Origin of the sequence: Shinella granuli (genome assembly GCF_004341885.1) — a bacterium.
GTDB lineage: Bacteria > Pseudomonadota > Alphaproteobacteria > Rhizobiales > Rhizobiaceae > Shinella > Shinella granuli.
The window spans coordinates 47,919-73,732 of record NZ_SLVX01000019.1; the positions used below are offsets into that span (position 1 = coordinate 47,919).

General features: G+C 64.7%; 29 protein-coding genes and 1 tRNA gene. 18 read left to right on the forward strand and 12 right to left on the reverse strand.

Translation table 11 applies throughout. The features are described from left to right. Window positions 1–3 precede the first annotated feature (3 nt). The 7 genes from rbfA (at window position 4) to EV665_RS23565 (ending at window position 7,678) form a co-directional block, all read left to right on the forward strand. On the forward strand, window positions 4–411 hold the full coding sequence (gene rbfA / locus EV665_RS23535) for a 30S ribosome-binding factor RbfA (RefSeq protein ID WP_064328817.1): 408 nt from the start codon (window positions 4–6) through the stop codon (window positions 409–411). A 12-nt stretch (window positions 412–423) separates the two neighbouring features. Next, window positions 424–1,359, forward strand: coding sequence for a tRNA pseudouridine(55) synthase TruB (gene truB / locus EV665_RS23540; RefSeq protein WP_133035942.1), 936 nt, complete (start codon window positions 424–426; stop codon window positions 1,357–1,359). A 225-nt stretch (window positions 1,360–1,584) separates the two neighbouring features. Continuing rightward, entirely contained in the window at window positions 1,585–3,237 is a 1,653-nt protein-coding gene (locus tag EV665_RS23545) for a sensor histidine kinase (RefSeq protein WP_084437689.1), read from the forward strand. A 43-nt stretch (window positions 3,238–3,280) separates the two neighbouring features. Then, window positions 3,281–3,610, forward strand: coding sequence for an SH3 domain-containing protein (locus EV665_RS23550; protein ID WP_133035943.1), 330 nt, complete (start codon window positions 3,281–3,283; stop codon window positions 3,608–3,610). A gap of 151 nt (window positions 3,611–3,761) precedes the next feature. Next, a complete protein-coding gene (gene rpsO / locus EV665_RS23555; RefSeq protein ID WP_064328820.1) occupies window positions 3,762–4,031 on the forward strand; it encodes a 30S ribosomal protein S15 in 270 nt (89 codons plus the stop codon). Window positions 4,032–4,379: 348 nt separating this feature from the next. Further along, complete coding sequence (gene pnp / locus EV665_RS23560; RefSeq protein ID WP_064328821.1) at window positions 4,380–6,521, forward strand: polyribonucleotide nucleotidyltransferase; 2,142 nt, start codon at window positions 4,380–4,382, stop codon at window positions 6,519–6,521. 140 nt (window positions 6,522–6,661) lie between these two features. Continuing rightward, entirely contained in the window at window positions 6,662–7,678 is a 1,017-nt protein-coding gene (locus EV665_RS23565) for a class I SAM-dependent methyltransferase (protein ID WP_133035944.1), read from the forward strand. Between the two features lie 36 nt (window positions 7,679–7,714). Here EV665_RS23565 and EV665_RS23570 read toward each other — a convergent pair whose 3' ends face one another. Then, window positions 7,715–8,179, reverse strand: coding sequence for an Lrp/AsnC family transcriptional regulator (locus EV665_RS23570; protein WP_206362204.1), 465 nt, complete (start codon window positions 8,177–8,179; stop codon window positions 7,715–7,717). Between the two features lie 124 nt (window positions 8,180–8,303). On the opposite strand from EV665_RS23570, the gene EV665_RS23575 reads away from it, so the two are divergent. After that, the gene (locus EV665_RS23575) at window positions 8,304–8,906 is read left to right on the forward strand and encodes a LysE family translocator (protein WP_162853144.1); all 603 of its coding nucleotides are present in this window, start codon (window positions 8,304–8,306) and stop codon (window positions 8,904–8,906) included. Window positions 8,907–8,972: 66 nt separating this feature from the next. Further along, window positions 8,973–9,200, forward strand: coding sequence for a hypothetical protein (locus tag EV665_RS23580; protein ID WP_133035946.1), 228 nt, complete (start codon window positions 8,973–8,975; stop codon window positions 9,198–9,200). A gap of 52 nt (window positions 9,201–9,252) precedes the next feature. On the opposite strand, the gene fabI is transcribed toward EV665_RS23580, so the two are convergent. From fabI to fabA, 3 genes are all read right to left on the reverse strand, one after another. Continuing rightward, window positions 9,253–10,059, reverse strand: a complete 807-nt coding sequence (gene fabI, locus EV665_RS23585; RefSeq protein ID WP_133035947.1) for an enoyl-ACP reductase FabI — start codon at window positions 10,057–10,059, stop codon at window positions 9,253–9,255. A gap of 5 nt (window positions 10,060–10,064) precedes the next feature. Further along, the gene (gene fabB, locus EV665_RS23590; protein ID WP_064328826.1) at window positions 10,065–11,288 is read right to left on the reverse strand and encodes a beta-ketoacyl-ACP synthase I; all 1,224 of its coding nucleotides are present in this window, start codon (window positions 11,286–11,288) and stop codon (window positions 10,065–10,067) included. A 78-nt stretch (window positions 11,289–11,366) separates the two neighbouring features. Continuing rightward, the gene (gene fabA / locus EV665_RS23595; protein ID WP_064328827.1) at window positions 11,367–11,882 is read right to left on the reverse strand and encodes a 3-hydroxyacyl-[acyl-carrier-protein] dehydratase FabA; all 516 of its coding nucleotides are present in this window, start codon (window positions 11,880–11,882) and stop codon (window positions 11,367–11,369) included. Between the two features lie 316 nt (window positions 11,883–12,198). Between fabA and irrA the strand changes: the two genes are divergently transcribed. Further along, complete coding sequence (gene irrA, locus EV665_RS23600) at window positions 12,199–12,618, forward strand: iron response transcriptional regulator IrrA (RefSeq protein ID WP_133035948.1); 420 nt, start codon at window positions 12,199–12,201, stop codon at window positions 12,616–12,618. A 57-nt stretch (window positions 12,619–12,675) separates the two neighbouring features. On the opposite strand, the gene EV665_RS23605 is transcribed toward irrA, so the two are convergent. After that, window positions 12,676–13,311, reverse strand: coding sequence for a trimeric intracellular cation channel family protein (locus EV665_RS23605; protein WP_133035949.1), 636 nt, complete (start codon window positions 13,309–13,311; stop codon window positions 12,676–12,678). Between the two features lie 138 nt (window positions 13,312–13,449). Here EV665_RS23605 and EV665_RS23610 point away from each other — a divergent pair, with 138 nt between their 5' ends. Beyond that, window positions 13,450–13,923: a hypothetical protein gene (locus EV665_RS23610; RefSeq protein WP_133035950.1), complete on the forward strand. Its 474-nt coding sequence runs from the start codon at window positions 13,450–13,452 to the stop codon at window positions 13,921–13,923. 2 nt (window positions 13,924–13,925) lie between these two features. Here the strand turns inward: EV665_RS23610 and EV665_RS23615 are convergent, their stop codons facing one another. Then, window positions 13,926–14,717: a YdcF family protein gene (locus tag EV665_RS23615; protein ID WP_133035951.1), complete on the reverse strand. Its 792-nt coding sequence runs from the start codon at window positions 14,715–14,717 to the stop codon at window positions 13,926–13,928. Between the two features lie 31 nt (window positions 14,718–14,748). Continuing rightward, window positions 14,749–15,921 (reverse strand): TMEM43 family protein, encoded by a 1,173-nt coding sequence (locus EV665_RS23620; protein WP_133035952.1) that lies wholly within the window; start codon window positions 15,919–15,921, stop codon window positions 14,749–14,751. Window positions 15,922–16,091: 170 nt separating this feature from the next. Between EV665_RS23620 and EV665_RS23625 the strand changes: the two genes are divergently transcribed. Beyond that, the gene (locus EV665_RS23625) at window positions 16,092–16,361 is read left to right on the forward strand and encodes a DUF2934 domain-containing protein (protein WP_133035953.1); all 270 of its coding nucleotides are present in this window, start codon (window positions 16,092–16,094) and stop codon (window positions 16,359–16,361) included. Window positions 16,362–16,392: 31 nt separating this feature from the next. Here the strand turns inward: EV665_RS23625 and EV665_RS23630 are convergent, their stop codons facing one another. The 4 genes from EV665_RS23630 to EV665_RS23645 form a co-directional block, all read right to left on the reverse strand. Continuing rightward, complete coding sequence (locus EV665_RS23630; RefSeq protein ID WP_064328833.1) at window positions 16,393–16,671, reverse strand: helix-turn-helix domain-containing protein; 279 nt, start codon at window positions 16,669–16,671, stop codon at window positions 16,393–16,395. Beyond that, window positions 16,668–17,024: a type II toxin-antitoxin system RelE/ParE family toxin gene (locus EV665_RS23635; RefSeq protein ID WP_342636230.1), complete on the reverse strand. Its 357-nt coding sequence runs from the start codon at window positions 17,022–17,024 to the stop codon at window positions 16,668–16,670. Before EV665_RS23635 ends, EV665_RS23630 begins: the two co-directional genes overlap by 4 nt. A gap of 121 nt (window positions 17,025–17,145) precedes the next feature. Further along, a tRNA-Ala gene (locus EV665_RS23640) sits at window positions 17,146–17,221 on the reverse strand. 145 nt (window positions 17,222–17,366) lie between these two features. Next, window positions 17,367–17,756, reverse strand: coding sequence for a TIGR02300 family protein (locus tag EV665_RS23645; protein WP_064328834.1), 390 nt, complete (start codon window positions 17,754–17,756; stop codon window positions 17,367–17,369). Window positions 17,757–18,015: 259 nt separating this feature from the next. On the opposite strand from EV665_RS23645, the gene aroA reads away from it, so the two are divergent. The 4 genes from aroA to rpsA all read left to right on the forward strand — a co-directional run bounded on the left by aroA (window position 18,016) and on the right by rpsA (window position 22,010). Next, window positions 18,016–19,371: a 3-phosphoshikimate 1-carboxyvinyltransferase gene (gene aroA, locus EV665_RS23650; RefSeq protein WP_133035983.1), complete on the forward strand. Its 1,356-nt coding sequence runs from the start codon at window positions 18,016–18,018 to the stop codon at window positions 19,369–19,371. 3 nt (window positions 19,372–19,374) lie between these two features. Next, window positions 19,375–19,518 carry a hypothetical protein gene (locus EV665_RS32435; protein ID WP_162853145.1) on the forward strand — a complete coding sequence of 48 codons (144 nt, stop codon included), beginning with the start codon at window positions 19,375–19,377 and terminating at the stop codon, window positions 19,516–19,518. A gap of 14 nt (window positions 19,519–19,532) precedes the next feature. After that, on the forward strand, window positions 19,533–20,162 hold the full coding sequence (gene cmk, locus EV665_RS23655) for a (d)CMP kinase (RefSeq protein ID WP_133035954.1): 630 nt from the start codon (window positions 19,533–19,535) through the stop codon (window positions 20,160–20,162). Between the two features lie 141 nt (window positions 20,163–20,303). Then, window positions 20,304–22,010, forward strand: a complete 1,707-nt coding sequence (gene rpsA, locus EV665_RS23660; RefSeq protein WP_064328837.1) for a 30S ribosomal protein S1 — start codon at window positions 20,304–20,306, stop codon at window positions 22,008–22,010. A 66-nt stretch (window positions 22,011–22,076) separates the two neighbouring features. Here rpsA and EV665_RS23665 read toward each other — a convergent pair whose 3' ends face one another. Then, window positions 22,077–23,630 (reverse strand): hypothetical protein, encoded by a 1,554-nt coding sequence (locus EV665_RS23665; RefSeq protein WP_133035955.1) that lies wholly within the window; start codon window positions 23,628–23,630, stop codon window positions 22,077–22,079. 408 nt (window positions 23,631–24,038) lie between these two features. Here EV665_RS23665 and EV665_RS23670 point away from each other — a divergent pair, with 408 nt between their 5' ends. Together EV665_RS23670 and EV665_RS23675 are read left to right on the forward strand one after the other, a co-directional pair. Then, on the forward strand, window positions 24,039–25,421 hold the full coding sequence (locus tag EV665_RS23670; protein WP_133035956.1) for a nicotinate phosphoribosyltransferase: 1,383 nt from the start codon (window positions 24,039–24,041) through the stop codon (window positions 25,419–25,421). Window positions 25,422–25,478: 57 nt separating this feature from the next. Further along, window positions 25,479–25,814: a DUF6665 family protein gene (locus tag EV665_RS23675; RefSeq protein WP_064328841.1), complete on the forward strand. Its 336-nt coding sequence runs from the start codon at window positions 25,479–25,481 to the stop codon at window positions 25,812–25,814.

The following is a 25,814-nucleotide window of genomic DNA, read 5'->3' on the forward strand; positions in this document are numbered from 1 at the left end:
ACCATGACCAGAGCAACATCCTCGGCGCCGTCGCAACGCATGCTGCGCGTGGGCGAGCAGGTGCGCGCGGCGATCACCCAGGTCCTCCAGCGCGGCGAGGTGCGCGACCCGCTTCTCGAAAAGACCGTGATTTCCATCTCCGAAGTGCGCATGTCGCCCGACCTCAAGCACGCCACGGCCTATGTCACGCCGCTCGGCGTGAAGGATCATGAGGCGGTGATCGACGCGCTCAACCGCAATTCGAAGTTCATCCGCGGCCGCCTCGGCCCGCAGCTTCGCCAGATGAAGTACATGCCCGACGTTCGCTTCCGCGATGATACGAGCTTCGACAATTACAAGAAGATCGACGATCTCCTGCGTTCGCCGGAAGTCGCCCGCGATCTCTCGGCCGAAGACGGCGACGAGCAATAATCCAGGTAGAATATGTCCAGACCCCGCAAACCCAAGGGCCGGCCGGTTTCCGGCTGGCTGATCCTCGACAAGCCGTTCGATTTCGGCTCCACCGAAGCCGTCGCCAAGATCAAGTGGCTGTTCAAGGCGCAGAAGGCCGGCCATGCCGGCACGCTCGATCCGCTCGCCTCCGGCATGCTGCCGATCGCGCTCGGCGATGCGACCAAGACTGTTCCCTATGTGATGGATGGCCGCAAGATCTACGAATTCACCGTGACCTGGGGCGAGGAGCGCACGACGGACGACCTCGAAGGCGAGGTGACGCAGAGTTCCGAAAAGCGGCCGGCCGCCGATGCGATCCAGGCGATCCTCGGCGATTATACCGGCGTCATCCAGCAGATCCCGCCGCAGTTCTCCGCCATCAAGATCGCCGGCGAACGCGCCTATGACCTTGCCCGCGAAGGCGAAACCGTCGAGATTCCCTCGCGCGAGGTGGAAATCCACCGCCTGACGCTGATCGGCTGTCCGGACAATAACACGGCGCAATTCGAGGTCGAATGCGGCAAGGGCACCTATGTGCGCGCGCTCGCCCGCGATTTCGGCCGCCAGCTCGGCTGCTTCGGCCACATCTCGGGGCTGCGCCGCACCTTCGTCGCGCCCTTCGGCGAGGACGACATGGTGCCGCTCGCCGACCTGACGGCGCTGGAGGAGATCGAGGACGATGCCGAGCGGCTGGCAGCGCTCGACGCGTTCCTGATCGATACCGGCGAGGCGCTCTCCAGCCTGCCGCAGATCGTCATCAACGACGACCAGGCGCACCGCCTGCGCATGGGCAATCCGATCATCCTGCGCGGCCGCGATGCCCCGGTTTCCGCCGACGAGGCCTATGCCACGGCCCGCGGCAAGCTTGTCGCGATCGGCGAGATCGGCGGCGGCGAGTTCCGGCCGAAACGCGTCTTCGGCGGCTGAACAAGGGCGGCGGAACCAATCGCCGCCGACTTGATTTCACCACAAGCTATGGGCTTTATGGGCCGGCGAGGTTCGTTCGAGGACGGGCCGGGCGGTGCTTTGCCGTCACGGCCGTCTGTGGGCGAAGGGTGAAAGGGCTGGCCGTTGACGATTGCGCCGATTGACCGAACGGTATCCGCCGAGGACGCGGCGGTGGGCGCAGGCCCTGTGGAAAGCCGCCGGCGCATGCATCATCCCGTCGTGTTCTACCTCGTCTGCCTTATCCTCGTCGTCGTCATTCCCGCCTTCCTGTTTTCCATCGTCGTGATGAAGCGCACCACCGAGGCGCAGGAGCGCATCTTCGAATCGCTGCTGCGCACCTCGACGAGCGCCGTGAACCGCGCCGTCGAGCGTGAAATCACGAGCATGTTCTCGACGCTCAATTTCCTCTCCACTTCGGAAAGCCTGCCGAAGGGCGACTATGCGACCCTGCATGCCCAGGCGACCAAGACGCTCGAGGGTACGGACATCTATTTCCTCGTCATCGATCAGGCGATGCGGCAGCGCCTCAACACGCGCGTTCCCTTCGGCACGCCGCTGAACGTCGCGTCCGAGCCTGTTTCGGCGCGCCTGGCGCTGTCGCGCGACGAACGCATGGTTTCCGATCTTTTCTTCGGCCGCACGGCGCAGCAATGGGTGTTCAACGTCTACATGCCGGTGCGGCTTGCCAATGGCGAGCCTGTTCTCCTGACGCTGACGAAGAATGCCGAGGCGCTGCGCCGCGCAGTCAATCCGGATGTCCTCTCGCCCGGCTGGAACGCGGCGGTGCTCGATTCCAGCGGCACGGTCATCGCGTCCACCGACGAGAAGCAGAAAACCGGCCAGCCGTTCTTCCTGCGCGTCGTGCCGTCGCTGCGCCTCGGCGTCAGCGCCATGAAGCGGGACGGCGTCGATTACCAGGTCGTCACGGAATTCTCCTCGCTTGCCGGCTGGCGCATGATCGCCTGGGCGAAATCGTCGGATGTGCAGGCGCCGGCCGTCTCCTCCTTCCTCTGGCTGACGATCGGCGGTGCCGTCTTCGCAGCCCTTGCCGCCATCAGCGCCGTCGGCATTGCCCGCGTGCTTTCGCGCGACGTCCGGCTGCTGGCGCATGATGCGCGCCGGCTCGGCCAGGGTGAGCGGGTGGCCCCGCGCCCCTATGCCATTTCCGAGCTGGAGACGGTCTCCCGCGCGCTTGCGGAGGCGGCGGATGCGCGGGTGAAATCGGAAAACGAGGTGCGCTTCCTGATGCGCGAGGTGGCGCACCGCTCCAAGAACCAGCTCACCGTCATCCAGGCCATGCTCAACCAGTCGGCGGCGAGCGCGGAAAATGCCAGCGATTTCGCCGAGACCTTCCGCAAGCGCGTGGCCGGCCTCGCCCGCTCGACGGACCTGATGATTGCCAACGCCACGCAGGGCGTGAACCTGATGGAACTGGCGAAGAACCAGTTGAAGCCCTTCACGCCCGCCGACGCGGAGCGCGTGCGCATCGCCGGGCCTGCCGTGCTCCTCGACCCGCAGGCCTCGCAGACGCTCGGCATGGCGCTGCACGAATTGTCGACCAACGCCACGAAATACGGCGCGCTCGCCAACGAGACGGGCATCGTGTCGCTGAGCTGGACGGCCACAGGCGAGGACCTGAACCTCGTCTGGCGCGAGAACCGGGCGACGATCGACAAGGAGGCCATCGCCGCAAGCCGCAAGGGTTTCGGCAGCGTCGTGCTGGAGCGCATGCTCGGCATGGCGCTCGATGCGAAACTCGATTTCGTCGTGCATGACGACGGCATCGAATGGCGGGTGACGATCCCGCTCGCACGGTTGCGCGACGAGGACGTCCACCAGCAGGGCGCAGCGCAATGAGCAAACCGGTCCGTTCCCGCTGCATCGACCACAGGTGTGTTTCATGACGTCATTGCTGCATGGGGCCGCCGTCTCGGCGTGCCTTGCCCTTTCGGGTTCCACCGCCTTTGCCGCCTACGGCCAGTGCGCGGTCGACGACCCGACCGGCACGCCGCTCAACGTGCGTTCGGCCCCGAACGGCACGATCCTGACGACGCTTGTGAACGGGACACAGGTCGAGATCGTCGACGAGATGAAGATCGGCGCGAAACATTGGCTTTTCGTCGCGCGGCAGGGCGAGCGGCTCGGCTGGGTGTTCGGCGCCTATATCGTCTGCAAGCGGCCGGGCGATGCGCGCGAGGCCGCGCCCAGTCAGCCGGCCGAGCGGCGCTGACGGGCGTTGACGACGGCTCTTTCCTTTCACGAGGGAATGGTTTATAGGCACCGCCAGCAATGCGGGGCTTTCCCCGCTTGCCTTCACGGCCATCGCTGGACGACATCCCGGCTTTTGGCGACCTTTGTTCCCATTCATGAAAGGACATACGATGTCGATCACTGCTGAGCGCAAGGCTGCGCTGATCAAGGAATACGCCACCAAGGAAGGCGATACCGGTTCTCCGGAAGTTCAGGTCGCGATCCTGACCGAGCGTATCAACAACCTGACCGGCCATTTCAAGGACCACAAGAAGGACAACCACTCCCGTCGTGGCCTTCTGACGCTGGTTTCCAGCCGCCGCTCGCTTCTTGACTACCTCAAGAAGAAGGACGAATCCCGTTACAGCAAGCTGATTGCTGCCCTCGGTATTCGCCGCTAAGCAATTTCGGCGGGCGTTCCTTGCGAGCGCCCGCCGCTTTCTTTTGCGGAAGTTGCTTCCGCCGTACCGTTCCGCCTGTGCCGGTTGCGACCGCCTCGCGAAACGGGATTCTCCAGCAGGCCGGATGGGCCGGTCCTGCGGAACCAACCGATGACCTGTCATGGGGCAGGATTGCAGGATGCTTCAGGCGCGCGCCTGTCGTCGGCGGGCTGAAAGGCCTCAAGGCCGCAAAGGTCACGAGCCGCACCCGGAAGCCTCCCGTTGTCTTGCCCATGATGCGTCATAACGCGGATAGACCACCTGCGCCTTTCGGGCGGCGGTGCGCGTATCTGCAAAGAAGGACAAGACATGTTCGATACCCATACGGTTGAAATCGAATGGGCGGGCCGCCCGCTCAAGCTGGAAACCGGCAAGATCGCCCGCCAGGCTGACGGCGCCGTTCTCGCGACCTACGGCGAAACCGTCGTTCTCGCCACCGTCGTTTCCGCCAAGGCGCCCAAGCCCGGCCAGGATTTCTTCCCGCTCACCGTCAACTATCAGGAAAAGACCTACGCCGCCGGCAAGATCCCGGGCGGCTACTTCAAGCGTGAAGGCCGTCCGAGCGAAAACGAAACCCTCGTTTCCCGCCTGATCGATCGCCCGATCCGCCCGCTTTTCCCGGAAGGCTACAAGAACGACACGCAGGTGGTCGTCACCGTCGTTCAGCATGACCTCGAGAACAATCCCGACGTTCTCTCGATGGTCGCCGCGTCCGCGGCGCTCACCATTTCCGGCGTTCCCTTCATGGGTCCGGTCGGCGGCGCCCGCGTCGGCTACATCAATGGCGAATACGTCCTGAACCCGCATCTCGACGAGATGGACGAGTCCGTTCTCGACCTCGTCGTCGCCGGCACGCAGGACGCCGTGCTGATGGTCGAGTCCGAAGCCAAGGAACTCAACGAAGAGGTCATGCTCGGCGCCGTCATGTTCGGCCACAAGGGCTTCCAGCCGGTCATCGACGCGATCATCAAGCTCGCTGAAGTCGCCGCCAAGGAACCGCGCGACTTCACCCCGGAAGACCATTCCGAACTCGAAGCCGAAATGCTCGGCCTTGCCGAAGCCGAGCTTCGCGCCGCCTACAAGATCACCCAGAAGGCCGACCGTTACGCCGCCGTCGACGCCGTCAAGGCCAAGGTGAAGGCCCACTTCCTGCCGGAAGGCGTCGAGCCGAAGTACAACGCAGAAGTCATCGGTGCCATCTTCAAGCACCTGCAGGCCAAGATCGTCCGCTGGAACATCCTCGACACCAAGAGCCGCATCGACGGCCGCGATCTCGAAACCGTTCGCCCGATCGTCTCGGAAGTCGGCATCCTGCCGCGCACGCACGGCTCGGCCCTCTTCACGCGCGGCGAAACCCAGGCGGTCGTCGTCGCGACGCTCGGCACGGGCGAAGACGAGCAGTATGTCGACAGCCTGACCGGCATGTACAAGGAACGCTTCCTGCTGCACTACAACTTCCCGCCCTACTCGGTCGGTGAAACGGGCCGCATGGGCTCCCCGGGCCGCCGCGAAATTGGCCACGGCAAGCTCGCCTGGCGCGCCATCCGCCCGATGCTGCCGACGGCCGAGCAGTTCCCCTACACGCTGCGCGTCGTCTCCGAGATCACCGAATCGAACGGCTCGTCCTCGATGGCAACGGTCTGCGGCACCTCGCTCGCTCTCATGGACGCCGGCGTTCCGCTGGCAAAGCCGGTTGCCGGTATCGCCATGGGCCTGATCCTCGAAGGCGACCGTTTCGCCGTTCTCTCCGACATCCTCGGTGACGAAGACCACCTCGGCGACATGGACTTCAAGGTCGCCGGCACGGCCGAAGGCATCACCTCGCTGCAGATGGACATCAAGATCGCCGGTATCACCGAGGAGATCATGAAGGTCGCTCTCGGCCAGGCACAGGGCGGCCGCAAGCACATCCTCGGCGAAATGGCCAAGGCCATCTCCGAAGGCCGCAGCCAGCTCGGCGAATTCGCTCCGCGCATTGAAGTCATGACCATCCCGGTCGACAAGATCCGTGAAGTCATCGGCACGGGCGGCAAGGTCATCCGCGAGATCGTCGAAAAGACCGGCGCCAAGATCAACATCGAAGACGACGGCACGATCAAGATCGCATCGTCCTCCGGCAAGGAGATCGAAGCGGCCCGCAAGTGGATCCACTCGATCGTCGCCGAGCCGGAAGTCGGCCAGATCTACGAAGGCACGGTCGTCAAGACCGCCGATTTCGGCGCCTTCGTCAACTTCTTCGGTCCGCGCGACGGCCTCGTGCACATCTCGCAGCTCGCCCAGGAGCGGGTCGCCAAGACCTCCGACGTCGTCAAGGAAGGCGACAAGGTCTGGGTCAAGCTGATGGGCTTCGACGAGCGCGGCAAGGTGCGCCTCTCCATGAAGGTCGTCGACCAGGCGACCGGCAAGGAAGTCGCCGCCGAGAAGAAGGGCGACGGCGAAGCCGCCGAGTAATCGGACCTTCTATGTTCAGAGGGGGCGCGGGGCGGCACGTTCCGCGCCCCTTTCCTTTGATTGTCACTCTCGTTCCATGCCGTTCCACGCCAAGCGGCGTCACGCCCTCCTGGAACTGCCCTGCCGCCGGAAACCCGCCCATGACCCGCGATGCCCTGAAAACGCTGTTCCACCCCTTCGCCTCCGGCACGCTCGGCCTGCCGGAAGAAGGCGAACGCTATCTCTTCCTCGGCGCGGAAGCCGGTCAGCGCCCGCCGGAAGGTTTTGGCGCCGCGCTCGAGGCGGTGCAGCCGCTGCGCTCGCTCCATCGCGGCCTGGAGGCGCTGCGCGTGCCCGTCAAGCCGCTGATCGAGGGCGAGGATTATGACGGTGCGCTGGTGCTGATGAACAAGCACAAGGGCGAGAACGAGAACCGCATCGCCGAGGCGCTGCGCCGGGTGCGCACGGGCGGCCTCATCGTCGTTGCCGGCAGCAAGGAAGATGGCGTGCAGTCCATGCGCAAGCGCCTCGACCAGCTCGGTCTGACCGGTGACTACATGCCGAAATACCACGGTCTCGCCATCTGGTTCGCCCGCCCGGAGGACCCGGCCGACGCGATCGCCAAGCTGGCGGCAAAGCCGGTGCGCATCGTCGGCCGCTTCACGGCGGCGCCGGGCATGTTCTCGCACGACCGGATCGACGAAGGCTCCGAATTGCTGGCCACCCGCATCCCGGAGGATTTCCAAGGTCACGCTGCCGATTTCGGCGCGGGCTGGGGCTACCTTTCCGTCATGCTCGGCGGCCGCGCGCCGCAGGTGAAGGGCATCGACCTCTTCGAGGCGCATTACGAGGCGCTTGAAGCCGCCAAGGAGAACATGGCGGAGAACTGCCCGAACATCCCGGCCCGCTACTACTGGTTCGACCTGACGGCCGAGACGCCGCGCGACCATTACGACCTCATCGTCATGAACCCGCCCTTCCACGAAGGCCATGCCGCCGACCATTCGCTTGGCGCCGGCATGATCCGCATGGCGGCGAAGTCGTTGAAGGCCGGCGGGCGCCTGTTGATGGTCGCCAATCGCGGACTGCCCTACGAGCCGGTGCTGAAGGACGCCTTCAAGGAGAGCGGTGAAGTCTGCCGCAACGCCCGCTTCAAGGTTCTCTGGGGCCGGCGCTGACGCTGGTGCCGGGCCGCCACGGGAGGCTGCAAAGCCTTACAGCGGCAGCGCGAAGGTCTGCTTGATCGTCTCGCTCGGCACGTCCGTCTTGACGGACTGGATCCCGTTCCTGCGCGTGAGGTTCGCCGCCTGGAAGCGGCGGTAGTCCTCAAGATCCGAAACGACGACGCGCAGCAGCGCGTCGCTCTCGCCCAGCATGATGTAGCACTCCACCACCTCGGGCAGCCGCTTCATCGCCGCGATGAAATGATCGATCGTCTCGGCATCCTGCGCCGTCAGCGAGATGCGGGCGAACATGGAAAGCCGCAAGCCAACCTTGGCCTGGTCGACGACGGCCACGTAGCGGCTGATGATGCCTGCTTCCTCCAGCAGCTTGACCCGGCGCAGGCAGGGCGAGGGTGACAGCCCGACCCGCTTGGCAAGTTCGATATTCTGCAGCCGGCCGTTCTTCTGAAGCTCTCGAAGGATGCGGCGGTCTATGTCGTCGAGCGGCATTGGAATCCTCACAAACGTTCAAGCCATCTGGTGGCAGGGAATGCCAAATTCTTCTCCAGGCCTGGCATCTTGGCAACCCGGTTGCGCACCGGGCCGGCTAGGCTGCCGCCGTTTCGATGAGGAGAGCAACATGGATTGGACCTGGCTTCTGGCCGCTTCGGGCTTCGCATTCGCCATGGCGGGCACGCCGGGACCGAACAACACGATGGTGACCGCGTCGGGTGCGAATTACGGCTTTTACCGCACCCTGCCGGTGGCGATCGGCATGGGGGCCGGCGTCGCCGTCATCATCTTCATCGTCGCGGCCCTCGGCAGCTCGATCATCGCCGCGCCGCGCTTGCAAATGGTGCTGAAGTGGCTGGGCATCGCCTACCTGCTCTGGCTCGCCTGGCGCATCGCCAATGCCGCGCCCGCCGCATCGGCGGCGAAAGGCGGCAGGCAGCGCCCGTTCGGCTTCTTCGAGGGCGCCCTGCTGCAGCTCGTCAATCCGAAGCTCTGGGTCATGGTCGCAGGCGCGGTCGCCACCTATGGCAAGGACGCGGCGGGAGACCTCGCCGTGCCCACGGCCTTCGCCGTCATCTTCGGCGGCGCGACGCTGGCCAGCACGCTGGCATGGACGGGGATCGGCGTCGGCGCGGCACGCTTCCTCACGCGCGAACGCAGCCTCAGGAGGTTCAACCGGGCGATGGCGCTGCTGCTGGTGCTGTCGCTCGTGCCGGCCGTGCTCGATTAGGGCCGATTGCCATTTTGCCGAAAGAGGTCCACCATTCCCGGATCGCTCTCGTTCAGGAGACCCGCAATGGCTTTTGGACCTGCAAGACCGCCCATGATGGAAGATGTGGCGGAAGTCATCGCCAAGGATGTGAAGGAAGCGGAGGGGCATACGCCGACCTCCGAAGTGCCGCTCGCCTTTCTGCGGCGCGGCGCGGATGGCAAGCCGCTGGAGATGAACAGCCGCGTGCGCATGCTGTTCCTTGGCATCCTGGCGGCCGTGATCCTGCTCGTCGCCGTGCTGATGGCGCTTTGACCGGCCGAAGGAAACGGCGCGAAGTTCGAAACTTCGCGCCGCGCTTTCCTGTTTATTCGCTGTCGGCCTTCGCCAGACGCTCCAGGGTCGGCATGGAGGTGATGTTGTAGCCGGAATCCACATAGTGGATTTCACCGGTGACGCCGTTTGACAGGTCCGAGAGCAGGTACAGCGCCGAATTGCCGACATCCTCGATGGTGACGGTGCGGCGGAGCGGCGCGTTCTTCTGCTGCCAGGACAGCATGGCGCGCGCATCCGAAATGCCGGCGCCGGCGAGCGTGCGGATCGGGCCGGCCGAGATCGCGTTGACGCGGATGCCGCGCGGACCGTAGTCGCCGGCAAGGTAGCGCACGGACGCTTCCAGCGCCGCCTTGGCAACGCCCATGACATTGTAGTTCGGCATGATGCGCGTGGAGCCGCCATAGGTCAGCGTCAGCATCGCGCCGCCGTCGGTCATGAGATCGGCCGCGCGCTTGGCGATCTCCGTGAAGGAGAAGCAGGAGATCACCATGGTGCGCGAGAAATTGTCGCGCGAGGTGTCCGCGTAGAGGCCCTTCAGTTCGTTCTTGTCGGAAAAACCGATGGCATGCACGACGAAATCGAGCTTGCCCCACTTCTCCTTGATCGCCTCGATCGTCGCATCGACCGAGGCGATGTCCTCGACGTCGCAGGGAATGACGAAATCCGAGCCGAGTTCGGCGGCGAGCGGCTTGACGCGCTTACCGAGCGCCTCGCCCTGGTAGGTGAAGGCGAGCTCCGCGCCCGCACCGGCCAGTTTCTGCGCGATCCCCCACGCGATGGAATGGTTGTTCGCGACCCCCATGATGAGGCCGCGCTTGCCGTTCATGATCCCCGTCATTGACGTCATCCGTTGTGGCGCTGGAAGACCAGCGTGGCGTTCGTGCCGCCGAAGCCGAAGGAGTTGGAGAGAACCGTGTCGATCTTGGCATTGTCGATGCGCTTGCGCACGATCGGCACGCCGTCGAATTCCGGGTCGAGCTCGGTGATGTGCGCGCTTTCGCCGATGAAGCCGGCCTGCATCATCAGGAGGCCGTAGATCGATTCCTGCACGCCGGCCGCGCCCAGCGAGTGGCCGGTCAGCGACTTGGTCGACTGGATGTGCGGGATCTTGTCGCCGAAGACTTCGCGGATCGCGCCGATCTCCTTGCTGTCGCCGACGGGCGTCGAGGTGCCGTGCGTGTTGATGTAGTCGACGTCGCCCTTCACGGTGGAGAGCGCCTGGCGCATGCAGCGCACCGCGCCTTCGCCCGACGGGGCCACCATGTCGTAGCCGTCCGAGGTCGCGCCGTAGCCGACGATTTCGGCGTAGATCTTCGCGCCGCGTGCCTTGGCGTGCTCCAGCTCCTCGAGAACCAGGACACCGGCGCCGCCGGCGATGACGAAGCCGTCGCGGCTGACGTCATAGGCGCGCGAGGCCGTCGCGGGCGTGTCGTTGTACTTTGAGGACATGGCGCCCATGGCATCGAAGAGGTTCGACATGGTCCAGTCGAGGTCCTCGTGGCCACCGGCGAACATGATGTCCTGCTTGCCCCACTGGATCATTTCGGCAGCATTGCCGATGCAGTGCGCCGAGGTCGAGCAGGCCGACGAGATCGAATAGTTGACGCCGTGGATTTTGAACCAGGTGGCAAGCGTTGCCGACGCCGTCGAGGACATGGCCTTCGGCACGGCGAAGGGGCCGATGCGCTTCGGCGAATTGTTCTTGAGCGTGATCTCGGCCGCTTCGATCAGCGTGCGGGTGGAAGGGCCGCCCGAACCCATGATGATGCCGGTGCGCTCGTTGGCGGCGTAGTCTGCCTCCTCCAGGCCGGAATCGGCGATCGCCTGTTTCATGGCGACGTGGTTCCAGGAGCCGCCCTGCGAAAGGAAGCGGGCGGCGCGGCGATCGACGAGCTCGCTCGTGTCGATGCTCGGCGCGCCCCAGACCTGGCACTTGAAGCCGTGGTCGGCGAAATCCTGCGAGAAGCTGATGCCCGAGCGCGCGTCGCGCAGCGACGCCGTCACCTCGTCCGCATTGTTCCCGATGGAGGATACGATCCCCAGACCCGTGACAACTACCCGTCTCATGTTTCTGACCTTTTCTAGAACGTCTCGTTGTGAAGGCGGCTGACCGCCGCCTTCTGGCTTCCGGTGGCTCGCGCCGCCTTAAGCTTCCTTGTCCTTCGACAGGCCGACGCGCAGGTCGGTCGCCTGGTAGATGGTCTCGCCATCGGCCTTCAGCCAGCCGTCCGCCGTGCCGAGCACCAGGCGGCCGCGCATGACGCGCTTGAAGTCGATGCCGTATTCGAGGAGCTTCGTGTGCGGGCGGACCATGCCCTTGAACTTCACTTCACCGGTCGAAAGCGCCATGCCGCGGCCGGGTTCGCCCAGCCAGCCGAGGAAGAAGCCGGTGAGCTGCCACATGCCGTCGAGGCCGAGGCAGCCCGGCATGATCGGGTTGCCCTGGAAGTGGCAGGGGAAATACCAGTCGTCGGGCTTCACGTCGTATTCGGCGCGGATATAGCCCTTGTCGAAGGCGCCGCCGGTCTCGGAGATGTCGGTGATGCGGTGGACCATCAGCATGGGCGGCAGAGGAAGCTGGGCATTGCCGGGGCCGAACAGCTCGCCGCGGCCGCAGCGCAGGATTTCCTCGTAGTTGTAGCTGGATTGCCTGGTCGTCATCGAATGTCTCATCCCCGGTCTGAACAACGCTTGGTCTGCGTTAGATTTAGAGAAGGTGTGGTGCGAATTGAAGCACCCGGGTCTTCTCCTTTTTGTCGCCCCGCCTTCTTCGAGCGGGACGTTCATTCAGCAGTCCGCATACATGATGCCAGCGGTGACAGCCAGTGCAAATTGCCGTGACAGGAGCAAAGGCCCCGGTTTTTCCGCATGTTGGGCGCCTTCAGGCCGCCGCAATCCTATTGAATCCCGACGCTCGTAAAGTTATATCGAAAGTTCAAGATTGTTGTTCAAGGCCAGACAAGCGGATCCGTCGCCCATGACGCATGCACACGAGATGCCCATTGAAGAGCGCCTGCGCCATTGCGGCCTGCGCCCGACGCGCCAGCGCGTGGCACTCGGCGACCTGCTCTTCGCAAAGGGCGATCGCCACCTGACGGTGGAGGAGCTGCACGAGGAAGCCGTCACCGCCGGCGTCCCGGTCTCGCTGGCGACCGTCTACAACACGCTGCATCAGTTCACCGAAGCCGGCCTCATCCGCGTCCTGGCGGTCGAAAGCTCGAAGACCTATTTCGACACCAACGTATCGGACCACCACCACTTCTTCGTCGAGGGCGAGAACCACATTCTCGACATTCCCGTCAGCAACATCGCCATCGGCAACCTGCCGGAGCCGCCCGAGGGCATGGAGATCGCACACGTCGACGTGATCATCCGCCTGCGCCCGAAGAAGGGCTAGGACCAGCCACCCTTCGGCTCATGCCGGCCTGAACTGAAGGACGGTTGCTCCTCGGCTTCACATCACGTCGTCGGGATGCCGACCCGGCCGCGGCTTGTAGACGGGAAAGCACCAGCCGAATCGCAACGCCCCGCCGCGCACGATGAAGGCTGCGCCGATGCCGATGGCCGAGGCGGCCCAGAGCGGCGCGCCCACCACGCTCGCCGCCGTGAAACCGGCCGCGCCGATGAGCGCCGCGGTGATATAGACTTCCGGCCGCAGCAGCACGGAGGGCTCGCCCGCCAGGAGATCGCGCAGGATGCCGCCGAAGCTCGCGGTGAGGACGCCGGTCGTGATCGCCACCGTCGGCGAGCCGGTGGCGGCTAGTCCTTTGGCCGCGCCCATCACGCAATAGGCCGAGACACCCATCGCATCGAGCCAGAGCAGCAGGCGGTAGCGCGACTCGATCCGGTGCGCCAGCATGAAGACGAGCAGCGCCACCGCCACGCAGACGATGAGATAGGTCGGGTTGACCACCCAGAAGACCGGCGTCGCGCCGAGGATGACGTCGCGGAACGTGCCGCCGCCGATGCCGGTCGCGGCGGCGAGGAAGAGAAAGCCGATGATGTCGAGCTGCTTGCGCGAGGCCGAGAGCGCACCGGTGGCGGCAAAGACGGCGACGCCCGTGTAATCGAGCAGTTCCAGGATCGACACGCATTCCTCCTTCGCCGCCCAAGCCTCGCGACAGCTTTCCCGCGCTAGAGTGCGCGCCCGTACGCCCGGGCAGAATCAGGCGCAGCGCTGGCCCGTCTGCATATTGACCGAATCGCCCGCCATGGAAAGGTTTGACAGATGGCCATCCGCATCAGAACGCTCGCCCTTCTTGCCGCCGTGCTCGTTTCGACCGCCCTGCCGGTCCGCGCGGCGGAGATCGTGCCGGATGCCAGGGCGGCCGTCGAGGCGACCGTCGCCACGCGCTGCAAGACGCCTGTCTATGGCGAGGATTTTGCCGACAATGTCGATTTCAACAATGACGGCATCGTCGATGCGATCTTCAATCTCGGCGCGGTCAACTGCGATGGCGTGCCGGGTGGCCTGTGCGGCAATGTCGGCTGCCCCCATGAATTCTACATCCAGGTCGCGGAAGGCGGCTATTTCCTCGCCGCCAATGCCGATCTCTACGGCTACGAGATGAAGAAGCGCTACGGCAACATGGTGCTGGAGCTGAAGGCCAATGCCGTAAGCTGCGGGCGGGACGATCCCGAATATTGCATCATGACCATTCGCGTGCGCGGTGCGCAGTTCGACACGATCTCGAAGAAGTAGGCCTATTGCGGGAAGAGCGCGTGGGTGCGGCCCGCGACGTAGTAGAGCAGCAGCCCTGTCCATTCCCTGAGCGCCGTCGTCGTTAGCTGGCTGTTGGTCGAGGGCTGGGTGAAGTCGAGCGCGAGGCCGGTGCGGCCCGTCGTGCGGAAATCCGTCGGCCAGGGCAGGACGTCGAGGCCAAGTTTGCTGAAGAGGCCGACCGAGCGCGGCATGTGGAAGGCCGAGGTCACCAGCAGGCAGCGGTCCAGCCCGTTCGCGGCGAGCAGGTCCTTCGTGTTCGCGACGTTCTCGAAGGTCGTGCGGGATTCCGTCTCGCGGATCAGCCGGTCGGCCGGCACGCCGAAGGCTTCGAAGAAGCGTGTCGCAACCGCCGCATCACCCTCATAGTTGCCGCTCAGCGAGCCGTCGCCGCCGGAAATGAGGATGCGCGCCGCCGGAAAGTCCCGCGCCAGCCGCAGCGTCTCGATGAAGCGGTCGCCCGCCTGGTTCATTTCGAAGCCACCGCGTGCTGCGATCACCTCCGCCTCCACGCCGCCGCCGAGCATGATGATGCAGCCCGGTCCGCCGGCGGGCAGCTCCGCCCGCGGGATGCGATCCTCCAGCACCTGCAGGAGGACGGGGCCTGTCGTGGTGAACAGCGTCACGAAGAGCACGAGAGCCGCAAGCCCGCTCGCCGCGGAGCGAAGGCGGTACCATTTGAAAAGCCCGGCCAGGAGGCCGAGCAGCAGCAGCAGAAGGGCGAGCGAGAGCGGTTGCGCCGCCAGCCAGAAAATTTTCGAGGCGTAATAGGTCAAACTTTATCCGCTCATCCTGTTGTCGTCGGCTTCAGGCGCGCCCGAGGGCCGGCGTCGCCGCGGCCTTGCCCCGCCGCAGATAGAGGATGCCCGCCGCCAGAGCAACACCGACCGCGAGAACCGCGATGGCGACCAGCGGGCGATAGGCGATCCACGCGATGGCGATGACCGCGGGTCCGATCAGCAGGGTGAGGATGAGTGCGACCGCCGTCGTGCCGAAGCGCACGATGGAGCCGACGAAGGGCACGACGTCGGCGATGACGCCGAGGATCGACAGGATGAAGGCGAAGCCGACGAAGATGCCGACGAGCCCGCCGACCCGCACCAGCCAGGTGATGATCGTGTTCTCGCTCTGCGCCGCATCGAACATGGCGGCTGCATCGACGAGACCGGCTTGGCTCAGGAAGAGATCGCGCCCGTTCGTCGTCCTGTAGGGCGTCAGGCCGCTGCCGCGCTGGGCACCGACGAAACTCGCCTCGGCAATGTCGGAGCGTTCGAAGCGGATGCGGATGTCGCCGACCTGCGGATCTTCGGGATTGAACGAGAAGACCGCCTGGCCGGCGATCGTCGAGACGGGCTTGCCGAGCGTCACGGCCTCGCCCATCCGGTTGGCGTCGAGCGCGGTAAGCGGCACGGGCCGTTCGTCGCCGAGGCGCGCGACGGCGCGGCCATCCACGCTGAACGCGCCGATCGTCGCGGACTTGACCGGGAAACTCGCATCGTCGATCGGCTTTTGCGGATTGTCATGGCCCGCCTGCCGGAAACCGCTGGAGCTGACCGCGTTGCGCTTCCATTCCTTGTGATAGGAATAGGTGGTGACCGTCTCCTCGCTGCCGCCGAGCTGCTTGCGCGTCTCCGACTTCGATGTCTCCACCCACTGGTACATTTCCACGATGCGCTCGAGCCCCGCCGCGCCTTCGGCCGAAACGCCGAGCACGTCGTCCTCCGGCACGCCGACCGGCTTCACCGGCCCGGAAATGTGCACCAGCTTGCCCTCGTTTACCGGATCCACGCTGCCGTTGTCGACGGAGACGACGAGGCCCGCGCCCTCGACGAGCGCCCGGTAGGTCTTCACCGACCGGCCTTCGTTCCAGAAGAGAAGCCAGATGCAGGCGATGAGCAGGATGAAGCCGACCACGATCTTGATCAGCGCCCCCTTCAGCCTGGAGAACCAGGACGTGGTCGTCGTTTCCGTGAAGCTCATGATTTGTCCCCCGACAAGGCGTGCGTCATGCCAGAGACGCGCGACAGGACATGCTTATTCGCGCTTCCTGAACGACGCAAGCGGGGACATAATGGCGCCAGGGCGAGGGCAGGGTGTCGGAACATCTCCTCCCCTCTGCCGTTATCGCAGAAACGGAAGGGAGCCTGTCCATGACCGACGATCGCGAAGAGAAGATCCGCAAGCGCGCCCACGAACTCTGGCTGCAGGAAGGCCAGCCCGACGGCAAGCCGGATGACCACTGGTATCAGGCCGAACGGGAGATCGACCAGGGCGACGGCGAGATCGAGGGCGACGATGTGCCGAACCTCGCCGCCATGCGCGAAGCCGCCCGCCAGCACAGCGACGCCTTCATCGTGAAGACCGACCTGGAGGACGCCGACCAGCGCGAAGCAACGCCGGGCATGCGCGAGCAGCCGTAGAGCGGCGGATTATGGATGCGGCCGCTCCCGCTCAGGGCGTCACCAGATTGATTTCGAGCCTGGCTCCAGTGGCCTCGGCATATCGGCGCAAGGTAGAGAGGGAAGGGGAAACGCCGCCCCCTTCCAATCGAGCGATGGCCGATTGCGTCGTGCCGATGCGCTTTGCGAGTTCGGCCTGGGAAAGCTTGGCCTTCGTCCTGGCGTGGACGAGGGTTTCGATAAGCCGGAATTCCGCGTCGGCCTTCTCGTATTCCTGCCGGAATTCCGGGTTGTCCATCAGCTTCTTCTTGAGGTCTGCAATCTTCGTCATGGCTTCACCTCTTTCATTCGCGCTCTCGCAATCTCAAGGGCGGCTTTCGGTGTCTTCTGCGACTTCTTCACGAAGACATGCAGGATGACCACGCGCCGTCCGGTGACAGTCACGTAAATGCCGCGTGCGATACCTTCGAAAGCCTTGGCGCGCAGTTCCCAAAGCTTGCCTTCCAGATGCTTGACGTGCGGTTCCCGCAACTGCTCAAGCCCAACGTTCTCGACCGCTTCCATGAGACGGATAAGCCGGGACTGAAGTCCGGGCGGCAGTGCCTCGATTTCTGAATCGACAATGTCGAGGGTTTCAACCGTCCATCGCGTGAAGGCTATATATAGCAAATATGCGATAATCACGCAATGGACGCAACATTGTGAAAAGGCGAGTCGATTTCCGTCCTCGGGATACCCCGAAGTCTTAAAGCGGAAATCAACGAAAGATGCTGATTGGTAAACTGCTGTATTATCGGGAGAAGTTTGGTGGAGCTAAGCGGGATCGAACCGCTGACCTCTTGCATGCCATGCAAGCGCTCTCCCAGCTGAGCTATAGCCCCATAAGGGTCCGGCAGAGCCGGTTTCCGGGAACCGAAGCGGCGTTGCCGTTCGGTGTGGCGGCTTATTACTTCCGGGTTTCGGAGATGGCAAGCCGAAAAATGAAATCCGGCCGATTTTTTTGAAACCGGCCGGAAAATCAATCTCTTATGCTTCGTCTTCGTCGCCGGTCACGCCGATGAGGTCGCTCATGTCGTCATCGTCGTCGTCTTCGTCCTGTTCCAGGAACGTGTCGTCCTCGTCACCGTCGATCTCCACGTCGTCGTCGCCGAGGTCCGGCAGGTCGTCGCCGCCCGCTGCATCCTCGTCGGCATCCTCGAGCGAAACGAGTTCGACTTCCGTGTTCTCGGTATCGACTTCGTTGACGTCCTCGTCCTCATCCTTTTCGAGGATCGCAGCCGCCGACGTTTCCTCGAAGAAGGAGAGCGGATAGGACTTGCCCGTGTAGGGGGAAACGATGGGGTCGCGGTTCAGGTCGTAGAATTTCCTGCCGGTTTCCGGATCGATGCGTTTGGTTCCGAGTTCCGCTTTTGCCACAGTCAAAGCCTTCTCTGTGCCGTATGTTTCCGGCGGGGCCGGGGTTTCCGGCGCGTTGAACGGTAAAATGATTAGCCGGTCCCCTTAATCGTCTTGGACAATCCTGTCAAAGCCTAACTTCGGGCCGGTTCGGTTGAGGCATCGTGACGAATGTTTTTCGACGGGATGATGACGCTTTAAATCGTTTGTGATAGCAAGCCCGCGTTCTCCCCGGGCGATCCTCTCCGGGGAGCCGTGGATGTATATAAGGAAGACGACCATGTCGCATGGCGCCAGTGCACGGCCCGCAACCGCCCGCAAATCCTCCGGCCTGTCCGGAACCGTCCGCATCCCCGGCGACAAGTCGATTTCCCACCGCTCCTTCATGTTCGGCGGTCTTGCCAGCGGCGAGACGCGCATCACGGGCCTCCTTGAAGGCGAGGACGTGATCAATACGGGCAAGGCCATGCAGGCCATGGGCGCGAAGATTCGTAAGGACGGCGACACCTGGATCATCAACGGCCTCGGCAATGGCGCGCTGCTCGCGCCGGAAGCCCCGCTCGATTTCGGCAATGCCGGCACCGGCTGCCGCCTCACCATGGGCCTCGTTGGCGTCTATGATTTCGATTCGACATTCGTCGGCGACGCCTCGCTCACCAAGCGCCCGATGGGCCGCGTCCTCAACCCCTTGCGCGAAATGGGCGTGCAGGTGACGTCCGCCGATGGCGACCGCCTGCCGGTCACGCTGCGTGGGCCGAAGACGCCGACGCCGATCACCTACCGCGTGCCGATGGCCTCTGCGCAGGTGAAGTCCGCCGTGCTGCTCGCCGGCCTCAACACGCCCGGCATCACCACCGTCATCGAGCCGGTCATGACACGTGACCATACCGAAAAGATGCTGCAGGGTTTCGGCGCCAATCTCTCCGTGGAAACGGATGCGGACGGCGTGCGCACGATCCGCCTGGAAGGCCAGGGAAAACTCACCGGCCAGGTCATCGACGTGCCGGGCGATCCGTCCTCGACGGCCTTCCCGCTGGTCGCGGCGCTGCTCGTGCCGGATTCGGATGTCACCATCCTCAACGTGCTGATGAACCCCACCCGCACCGGCCTCATCCTGACGCTGCAGGAAATGGGCGCCAATATCGAAGTGCTGAACCCGCGCCTTGCCGGCGGCGAGGACGTGGCGGATCTTCGCGTGCGCTCCTCGGCACTGAAGGGCGTAACGGTGCCGGAAGACCGCGCGCCGTCGATGATCGACGAATATCCGGTTCTCGCCGTCGCGGCGGCCTTCGCGGAAGGCACGACCGTCATGAACGGTCTTGAGGAGTTGCGCGTCAAGGAAAGCGACCGCCTCTCGGCCGTCGCGGTCGGCCTGAAGCTCAACGGCGTCGATTGCGACGAAGGCGAAGCCTCGCTCGTCGTGCGCGGCCGCCCGGACGGCAAGGGCCTCGGCAATGCTTCTGGCGCCGCCGTCGCCACCCATCTCGACCACCGCATCGCCATGAGCTTCCTCGTCATGGGCCTCGTCTCGGAAAACCCGGTCACCGTGGATGATGCGACGATGATCGCCACGAGCTTTCCGGAGTTCATGGATTTGATGGCCGGATTGGGCGCGAAGATCGAACTCAACGATTGACGTTTGACCGGGCTTTCCGAGGAAAGCGATGCATCGAAGGGTGATTGCGCGCTGCCTGCGCGCATCGCCGATGGCGGCGATGAACGCGACCTGCCTCTTGGCATCGTTGCGCATCTTCCGCTAACACCTTTCGTGAAAAGTTTGTGACGCACGGGTGCGCAATGAAGACGATCGCCATCGATGGTCCCGCGGCTGCGGGCAAGGGAACGCTGTCGCGCCGCATTGCGGAGGATTATGGCTTTCATCATCTCGATACGGGCCTGACCTACCGGGCGACGGCGAAGGCGCTCATCGACCGTGGCCTGCCGCTCGATGACGAGGCCGTCGCGGCCGAGGTGGCGCGCACGCTCGATCTCGGCGGGCTCGACCGCGCGGTGCTGTCCGCCCATGACATCGGCGAGGCGGCCTCGAAGATCGCCGTCATGCCGACCGTCCGGCGCGCGCTGGTCGAGGCGCAGCGCGGCTTTGCGGCGCGCGAGCCGGGCACGGTGCTCGACGGGCGCGATATCGGCACGGTCGTCTGCCCCGATGCGGCGGTAAAGCTCTATGTGACGGCCTCGCCGGAGGTGCGCGCCAGGCGGCGTTACGACGAAATCGTCGGCAATGGCGGGGTGGCCGATTTCGAGACGATCCTCGACGACATCCGCCGGCGCGACGAGCGCGACATGGGCCGGGCGGACAGCCCGCTGAAACCGGCCGACGATGCGCACTTGCTTGATACCTCGGAAATGGGTATAGAGGCGGCGTTTTCGGCGGCCAAGTCGATCATCGACGCCGCATTGAAGCACTAGCTTTTCCTTCCGGAATTGCGCCAGCATAGAACAAGGCCTGTCCCCGCGCCGGATTTGCTGCCCAAGGGTAGCGGACACAGCCTCGTTCCTCACCAACGCTAACCCCCGGCGCCCGTGCCCATAGGCACACCAGGAGTTTCAATGTCTCAAGCAAACCCCACGCGCGAAGATTTCGCAGCCCTTCTGCAGGAATCCTTCGCCGCTAACGATCTCGCCGAAGGCTATGTCGCCAAGGGCATCGTTACCGCGATCGAAAAGGACGTCGCCATCGTCGACGTCGGCCTCAAGGTTGAAGGCCGCGTCCCGCTGAAGGAATTCGGCGCGAAGTCGAAGGACGGCACGCTGAAGGTCGGCGACGAAGTCGAAGTCTATGTCGAGCGCATCGAAAACGCGCTTGGCGAAGCTGTTCTTTCGCGCGAAAAGGCTCGCCGCGAAGAGAGCTGGGCCAAGCTCGAAGTCAAGTTCGAAGCCGGCGAGCGCGTCGAAGGCGTCATCTTCAACCAGGTCAAGGGTGGCTTCACCGTCGATCTCGACGGCGCCGTCGCCTTCCTGCCGCGTTCGCAGGTCGACATCCGTCCGATCCGCGACGTCACGCCGCTCATGCACAACCCGCAGCCCTTCGAAATCCTCAAGATGGACAAGCGCCGCGGCAACATCGTCGTTTCGCGCCGCACGGTTCTCGAAGAGTCGCGCGCCGAGCAGCGTTCCGAGATCGTCCAGAACCTCGAAGAAGGCCAGGTTGTCGACGGCGTCGTCAAGAACATCACCGATTACGGTGCGTTCGTCGACCTCGGCGGCATCGACGGCCTGCTGCACGTCACCGACATGGCCTGGCGCCGCGTCAACCATCCGTCGGAGATCCTGTCCATCGGCCAGCAGGTCAAGGTCCAGATCATCCGCATCAACCAGGAAACCCACCGCATCTCGCTCGGCATGAAGCAGCTCGAGTCGGATCCGTGGGATGGCATCGGCACCAAGTACCCGACCGGCAAGAAGATCTCCGGTACGGTCACGAACATCACCGACTACGGTGCGTTCGTCGAGCTGGAGCCGGGCATCGAAGGCCTGATCCACATCTCCGAAATGTCCTGGACGAAGAAGAACGTTCACCCCGGCAAGATCCTGTCCACCAGCCAGGAAGTCGACGTGGTCGTTCTCGAAGTCGACCCGACGAAGCGCCGCATCTCGCTCGGCCTCAAGCAGACGCTTGAAAACCCGTGGCAGGCTTTTGCGCACAGCCACCCGGCCGGCACGGAAGTCGAAGGCGAAGTCAAGAACAAGACCGAATTCGGCCTGTTCATCGGCCTCGACGGCGACGTGGACGGCATGGTGCACCTGTCCGACCTCGACTGGAACCGTCCGGGCGAGCAGGTCATCGAGGAGTTCAACAAGGGCGACGTCGTCAAGGCAGTCGTTCTGGATGTGGACGTCGACAAGGAGCGCATCTCGCTCGGCATCAAGCAGCTCGGCCGTGATTCGGTCGGCGAAGCTGCCGCCTCGGGTGACCTGCGCAAGAACGCCGTCGTTTCGGCTGAAGTCATCGCGATCAACGATGGCGGCATCGAAGTGCGTCTCGTCAACCACGAGGACATCACGTCGTTCATCCGCCGTGGCGATCTCTCGCGTGACCGTGACGAACAGCGTCCGGAGCGTTTCTCGGTCGGCCAGACCGTCGACGCGCGCGTCCTGAACTTCTCGAAGAAGGATCGCAAGATCCAGCTTTCGATCAAGGCGCTGGAAATCGCCGAAGAGAAGGAAGCCGTCGCACAGTTCGGTTCGTCCGACTCGGGCGCATCGCTCGGCGACATCCTCGGCGCGGCTCTGAAGAACCGCAACAACGCCGAATAAGCGTTCGCTTATTTCGAAACGGAAACCCGCGGAGAGCGATCTCCGCGGGTTTTTCTTTGGGCCTGGTCAGGTCCAGTAGTCGCCGAGCTTCTGGTAGAAGACGAGGCCCGGTTCGATGACGCCGACCATCTCGGCGGTCTTCTCGCGACGTTTTGCCATGTCGTCCGCCTCGGGCTCTTCGCCGGAGGTTTCGAAGGCGGCGTCCTCGCCCGCTTCTCCGCCGGCTTCCCCATCGTCGCCGTCGCCCTTGTTGGCGGCCTCGTCCTCCTCGCCCCTCTCGCGGCCCTCGGACCAGTCGAGGTCTTCCTCGGCCGGCAGGTAGGGCACGAAGGCGAGCGGGATGCCCTCGCGCAGGAGGGTCGCCGAAAGCAACCTTTCCGGTGTCACATCGGCCAGCGCCGCCTGAAGGGCCTGCAATGCCTCGCGGGCCTGCGGCATCGGAAGGGGTTCGTCCGGCGCCGCGGCCTGCTCCGGCTGGGTGGATGCTGCCTGTGCCGGCGTGGCGCGGGCCTTGCCGGTCTCCGGCGCCATCTCGGCCTGTTCGTCGCCATCGGTCATGAGCAGGGCTGGGTCTGCCTCGCCCGTGGGGTCGAGCGGGCGCTCCAGAAGGAAGCGGATGAAGTTCGCCTCTTCCGGCGTCAGATTTTCCAGCAACTGCGCAACGGCCGGCATCAGCACGGCCGGGGCCATGTCGCGGGTTACGGCCTGCAGCACGCTGCGGGCAAGGGCCTGTCCAACCGCGCTGGAGACCTGCGCTCTGGCCGGCATGTCCTCCCGCTTCACGGACGGCGTTGCGCTCTCGCTCTCCTCGGCGCCGCCATTGTGGCGCACCGACGGTTCCGTGGCCTCGACCGGTAGCGGATTGCCGGCCTTGGCCGTGGGCGTCGATATCGGCTGACCGCTCTGCGCGGTGGTGTTTTCGCCGACCGGCAGCCGGGTTGGTACGGCAAGCGCCAACCGGCCGGCGGCCGTTTCAAGCGCCCGGGCGGTTGCCGGGCGCGGCTTGCTGCCGTCGAAATCGAAAATGCGCTTCAGCATCGTCTGCAGGGCGCGGGCATCGCCCAGAAGCTGGGCCGGCTGGCCGGCCTGCTGCAGGCTGTGGCGGCCGACGGCGGCAAGCTGCTGGGCATTCAGCCGGAGCGGCTTGGGCTGGCTCTCCGTCTGCAGGGCGGCCGGCATATCGGCCTTGAGGCTTGTCGAAAGAAGGGCGGCGAGTTTCTGCGCCTCCGGGCCGCTTGGATTGCGCAGCACCTCCACGAGGCTGCGCGTCGGCATGGAGGAAAGCACCGTGCCGATCAGCTTCTCGACGCTCGGGCGCAACTCCGGCGGCAGCTTGGCGAGAATATCGGCAAGCTTGCGGCCACCCTCGCCCTCGCGGCCGGGCAGGGCCTTCAGCACGGCAAGCAGGGTTTCCAGGAGGTCGCGGCCCTGGCTCGCTTCCCCTGTGCGCGGCATGTGCTTGAGCATGATCTCGATCAGGCGCAGCAGCACCTCGGCCCTGAGATTGGCAAGGGCGGCTGCGGAAGGCTGCGGCTTGGCTGCGGCCTCGACCGATGCGCTCGCCGGAGCGGCGAGGGAGGGCTGCACGGTATCGCTCGTCATTGCCAAACGCGGCAGCATGCCTGCCTCCTGTTCTCCCTGCCGATGTCATCCGCATCCCAGGGCCTGCCAATGGTCCATCTTTCTTCGGATGGCGCATCATGCGCGACGCTGCGAGCTGGTGAGCTTTCGGCCCGGGCGAACCGGGCAGGTACGACGGAGGCGGGGCGCAACCCGGCAGGCGCGGAACCACGCGACTGTGCCGGACGGGCGAACCCGGAACTCCGAACAACGATCCATAGATTACAATTGGCATTTTATGGTTAATGAATTGCTAATGCGCGAGATTGCGCTTCGCACATGCAGCATTGCCCGCCTCGAATTGTCCCGCGCGGCGGCTCTTGCCCCTTATGCTCGGCTCGCGTAAATCTTCGCGGCACTGTTGCGCCGCCGCTTGTTCGCCGGCCGCGGATGCGGCGGAGACCCTCGATGAACCTCACCAACCTCATCCTCAACACCGACAGCTACAAGTTCAGCCACTACCTGCAATATCCGCCGGAAACCCGCGCCATCTCCTCCTATGTCGAGGCGCGCGGTCACTCGGAGCAGGCGGAAGTGCTGTTCTTCGGCCTCCAGATGTTCCTCAAGGAATATCTGTCGAAACCGGTGACGATGGCGGACGTGGACGAGGCCGAGGGGATCGTCACGGCCCATGGCCTGCCGTTCAACCGCGCGGGCTGGACGCATATCGTCGCGAAACACGGCGGTTTCCTGCCGCTGCTCATCGAGGCGCTGCCGGAGGGCACGCTGGTGCGCCGCGGCGTGCCGGTCGCGCAGGTGGTGAACACCGACCCAGAATGCTACTGGCTGACCTCCTATATCGAGACGGCGCTGCTGCGCGCCATCTGGTATCCGAGCACGGTCGCCTCCAATTCGCGCAAGGTGAAGCAGATCATCCAGCCGATCCTGGAAAAGACCTGCGAGGACCCGGCCGCCGCGCTCCCCTTCCGCCTGCACGATTTTGGCGCGCGCGGCACGACGAGTTTCGAGCAGGCGGGCATCGGCGGGGCGGCGCACCTCGTCAATTTCATGGGTACCGATACGGTGAGCGCCGTGCTGTTCGCGCGCCGCTATTACGGTGCCGACATGGCCGGCTTCTCCATTCCCGCCTCCGAGCACTCGACCATGACGTCGTGGGGCCAGGAACGCGAGGCCGAGGCCTATGGCAACATGATCGACCGGTTCGGGAGCAAGGGCCTCTATGCGGTCGTCTCCGACAGCTACGACATCAACAATGCCGTCACGGAGATCTGGGGCAAGCAGTTGAAGGATCGGGTGCAGGCCGCCGGCGGCACGCTCGTCGTGCGGCCGGACAGCGGCGATCCGGTGGAAACCCCGGTGCAGGTGGTGCGCCAACTCGCCTATGCCTTCGGCACGCATCTCAACGCCAAGGGCTACAAGGTGCTGGACAACAGCGTGCGCGTCATCCAGGGCGACGGCATCTCGCCCGCCGATATCGGCCTCATCCTCGGCCGGCTGGAAGCCTTCGGCTTCTCTGCGGAGAACATCGCCTTCGGCATGGGGGCAGGGCTCCTGCAGAAGGTCAACCGCGACACCTATTCCTTCGCCATGAAGGCCAATGCAAGACAGGACACCGGCGGCGCCTGGCACGACGTCTACAAGCGCCCGGCGACGATGAACCTCAAGGCCTCGAAGGCCGGACGCCAGGCCGTGGTGGCGGGCGTTGGCGGGCTTGAGGCCGCACGCATCGACCAGCTCGCGGGCCGCGAGAACCTTCTGCAGCCCGTCTGGCGTGACGGCAGGCTCCTCGTCGACTGGACCTTCGACGCCGTGCGTGCCCGCGCCGCCTGAGGCCTTGCGGCAGGGATCCCGGCGCGCCATCTTGAGTCCGATGACTGGAGATGAAAGATGACGGTTCGCCCGCCACAGGCGCTCGCCCCCTCCTTCAGCAAGGACACCGGGCTCAACATCCTCGAATACGAACTGATGTCGGAGCGGGCGGACGCGCTCGGCCGGCACGGGCTGAAGGTGGAAAAGGCGCTGGAACTGCTGGCCGGGCGCCTTGCCGCGGGCTGCGGCGAAGAGGAGCGGGAAGACCTCCTCAACGATGCGGCCGACAAGGTCTGGGCCTTCTTCATCCAGCGGGAAATATGCGGCCTGCGCAGCCAGAAGGACGCGATCCGCCGCTACGCCATTCCGCCGGAGGTCATCGCCCGGCTCGGCATCGTGCGGCGCAAGGCCTGA

Bases quoted from the DNA above. Each gene is read 5' to 3' on its own strand.
- irrA (WP_133035948.1), top strand. From the start codon at position 12,199: ATGACGCATGCACACGAGATGCCCATTGAAGAGCGCCTGCGCCATTGC.
- EV665_RS23545 (WP_084437689.1), top strand. From the start codon at position 1,585: ATGCATCATCCCGTCGTGTTCTACCTCGTCTGCCTTATCCTCGTCGTC.
- EV665_RS23580 (WP_133035946.1), top strand. From the start codon at position 8,973: ATGGCTTTTGGACCTGCAAGACCGCCCATGATGGAAGATGTGGCGGAA.
- fabI (WP_133035947.1), bottom strand. From the start codon at position 10,059: ATGACGGGGATCATGAACGGCAAGCGCGGCCTCATCATGGGGGTCGCG.
- rpsO (WP_064328820.1), top strand. From the start codon at position 3,762: ATGTCGATCACTGCTGAGCGCAAGGCTGCGCTGATCAAGGAATACGCC.
- rbfA (WP_064328817.1), top strand. From the start codon at position 4: ATGACCAGAGCAACATCCTCGGCGCCGTCGCAACGCATGCTGCGCGTG.
- EV665_RS23665 (WP_133035955.1), bottom strand. From the start codon at position 23,630: ATGCTGCCGCGTTTGGCAATGACGAGCGATACCGTGCAGCCCTCCCTC.
- EV665_RS23630 (WP_064328833.1), bottom strand. From the start codon at position 16,671: ATGACGAAGATTGCAGACCTCAAGAAGAAGCTGATGGACAACCCGGAA.
- fabA (WP_064328827.1), bottom strand. From the start codon at position 11,882: ATGACGACCAGGCAATCCAGCTACAACTACGAGGAAATCCTGCGCTGC.
- EV665_RS23565 (WP_133035944.1), top strand. From the start codon at position 6,662: ATGACCCGCGATGCCCTGAAAACGCTGTTCCACCCCTTCGCCTCCGGC.
- EV665_RS23675 (WP_064328841.1), top strand. From the start codon at position 25,479: ATGACGGTTCGCCCGCCACAGGCGCTCGCCCCCTCCTTCAGCAAGGAC.
- fabB (WP_064328826.1), bottom strand. From the start codon at position 11,288: ATGAGACGGGTAGTTGTCACGGGTCTGGGGATCGTATCCTCCATCGGG.
- EV665_RS23625 (WP_133035953.1), top strand. From the start codon at position 16,092: ATGACCGACGATCGCGAAGAGAAGATCCGCAAGCGCGCCCACGAACTC.
- EV665_RS23575 (WP_162853144.1), top strand. From the start codon at position 8,304: ATGGATTGGACCTGGCTTCTGGCCGCTTCGGGCTTCGCATTCGCCATG.
- EV665_RS23550 (WP_133035943.1), top strand. From the start codon at position 3,281: ATGACGTCATTGCTGCATGGGGCCGCCGTCTCGGCGTGCCTTGCCCTT.
- EV665_RS23670 (WP_133035956.1), top strand. From the start codon at position 24,039: ATGAACCTCACCAACCTCATCCTCAACACCGACAGCTACAAGTTCAGC.
- truB (WP_133035942.1), top strand. From the start codon at position 424: ATGTCCAGACCCCGCAAACCCAAGGGCCGGCCGGTTTCCGGCTGGCTG.
- EV665_RS23610 (WP_133035950.1), top strand. From the start codon at position 13,450: ATGGCCATCCGCATCAGAACGCTCGCCCTTCTTGCCGCCGTGCTCGTT.
- pnp (WP_064328821.1), top strand. From the start codon at position 4,380: ATGTTCGATACCCATACGGTTGAAATCGAATGGGCGGGCCGCCCGCTC.
- EV665_RS23620 (WP_133035952.1), bottom strand. From the start codon at position 15,921: ATGAGCTTCACGGAAACGACGACCACGTCCTGGTTCTCCAGGCTGAAG.
- rpsA (WP_064328837.1), top strand. From the start codon at position 20,304: ATGTCTCAAGCAAACCCCACGCGCGAAGATTTCGCAGCCCTTCTGCAG.
- aroA (WP_133035983.1), top strand. From the start codon at position 18,016: ATGTCGCATGGCGCCAGTGCACGGCCCGCAACCGCCCGCAAATCCTCC.
- cmk (WP_133035954.1), top strand. From the start codon at position 19,533: ATGAAGACGATCGCCATCGATGGTCCCGCGGCTGCGGGCAAGGGAACG.